This window comes from Allobacillus halotolerans (assembly GCF_018967645.1).
GTDB classification, from domain to species: Bacteria; Bacillota; Bacilli; order Bacillales; family Alkalibacillaceae; genus Allobacillus; species Allobacillus halotolerans.
Window position 1 is genome coordinate 1 of record NZ_JAHLZF010000044.1, and the last position, 1900, is coordinate 1900.

At 40.9% G+C, this 1900-nt stretch carries 1 protein-coding gene and 1 rRNA gene; both read left to right on the forward strand.

Annotation, left to right across the window (positions count from 1 at the left end; genetic code table 11):
* Positions 1-135 precede the first annotated feature (135 nt).
* A 5S ribosomal RNA gene (gene rrf / locus KQ486_RS13860) occupies positions 136-251 on the forward strand.
* 143 nt (positions 252-394) lie between these two features.
* Positions 395-1783, forward strand: a complete 1389-nt coding sequence (rlmD, locus tag KQ486_RS13865; protein WP_216687982.1) for a 23S rRNA (uracil(1939)-C(5))-methyltransferase RlmD — start codon at positions 395-397, stop codon at positions 1781-1783.
* The last annotated feature ends 117 nt before the right edge of the window (positions 1784-1900 follow it).

Consider the following 1900-nt stretch of genomic DNA (forward strand, 5'->3'; position numbering starts at 1 on the left):
GGTTGATAGGTCCGAGGTAGAAGCGTGGTGACACGTGAAGCTGACGGATACTAATCGGTCGAGGACTTAACTTACTTGATGATGTATTGCTTCTTATCTAGTTTTGAAGGTATATGCCTTTCAACAACATATTTGTCCGGTGACGATGGCAGAGAGGTCACACCTGTTCCCATTCCGAACACAGAAGTTAAGCTCTCTAGCGCCGATGGTAGTTGGGGTTTTTCCCCTGCAAGAGTAGGACGTTGCCGGGCAATTCGAAGCTACTAGCACATACGTGTCTAGTAGCTTTTCTTATGTTTCAGAATCTGTATGGTAATTTCTATAATACATATTGATTTCATGATATATTGGCATTACCGATTAAAATTTAAGTTGTTTAGGAAGTGAAAAGAGAATGACTGAACCAAAACGTTATTTTGATACGACAATTAATCATTTAGATCATAAAGGGAATGGACAAGCAGTTGTTTGGCGTGAGAATGAACAAGGAAATCCAAAAAAGCTCAAATTAAATGTACCACTAACGCTCCCAGGTGAGGAAGTACATGTTCAAGTTGAACGACCGACGAAGAAAAGAAGTCGTGCACATGTGACAGAATTTTTGAAAACAAACTCCGAAAGAGTAGAAGCACCCTGTCCTCATTTTGAAATTTGTGGCGGCTGTGTATGGCAGCATTGGAGCTATTCTGGACAGCTAAATCATAAAACAGATTACGTGAAACGTCAGTTAGAGGAACAAGGTTTTAATGCAGATTTAGTTAAAAATACGATTGGTGCAGAAACCCCGTGGAATTATCGTAATAAGATGGAATTCACATTTTCTCCAGAAGGGAACATGGGGCTTCATGAACAAGGAAACTTCCGCAAAGTGTTCGATATGAAGACTTGTTTAATCGCGGGAAATGATATGGTTGAAGCCGCATTGGAAGTATCGAAGTGGGCGAAAGAACATAAATTGCCAGGATACTTAAAAGAAGAACATGAAGGACTTTTGCGTCATCTGATGGTTCGGCAATCGTTTGCGACAGGCGAGATTATGCTTGCACTTGTAGCAACTGACAGACCAGATGGTAAATTGAAAGATCAAGTGGATAATCTGGTTCAACGAATCACAGAGAAATACCCAAATGTAAAAAGCTTATTATGGTTAGTTAACACTTTATGGGCGGACAGCATTCAAGCAGAAGAAACATTTGTTTTGGCAGGAAGAGACTTCATTTACGATGAACTAGCTGGTTTTCGATATCGTTTATGGTGGAATACATTTTTCCAAACGAATCCTAAACAAGCAGAGAAGTTAGTTGAACTGGCTCTTGAAGTCGGTAAGCCGCAAGCTGATGAAACGATGTTTGATTTGTTTTGTGGGGTTGGAACGTTTTCCCTACCATTTGCGAAGCAAGTGAAATCGTTAGCAGGAGTCGAGATCGTTGAGAGCTCAATTGAATCTGCGAAACGTAATGCAACAGAGAATGATGTTCATAATACGTATTTCTTAGCAAATAATGCGCGTAATGGCATTGATGAAGTAAGAGAGCAGTTTGGCCAACCTGATTTATTGTTGGTCGATCCACCTCGATCTGGGGCTGGTGGAAAAGTTATGCGCCGCATTGGGCGTGCACAACCGAAAAGAATCGTTTATGTCTCTTGTAACCCGGAATCATTTGCTGCAGATATAACAGAGTTAACACCATTTGGTTATGAATTAGTAACAGTTCAACCAGTTGATCTTTTCCCTCATACAGTGCATGTGGAGTTGGTTTCTTTATTGCAGTTGAAAGAGTAAACGGTAGTTGTAAAAGGAACACCTATATCTTAGGTGTTCCTTTTTTAAGTGCGCCCGGCATGGGCTATAACTTGGTGGTGAAAGTCCACTACAGGCTTGGCAGTAGGAACTGTTAGC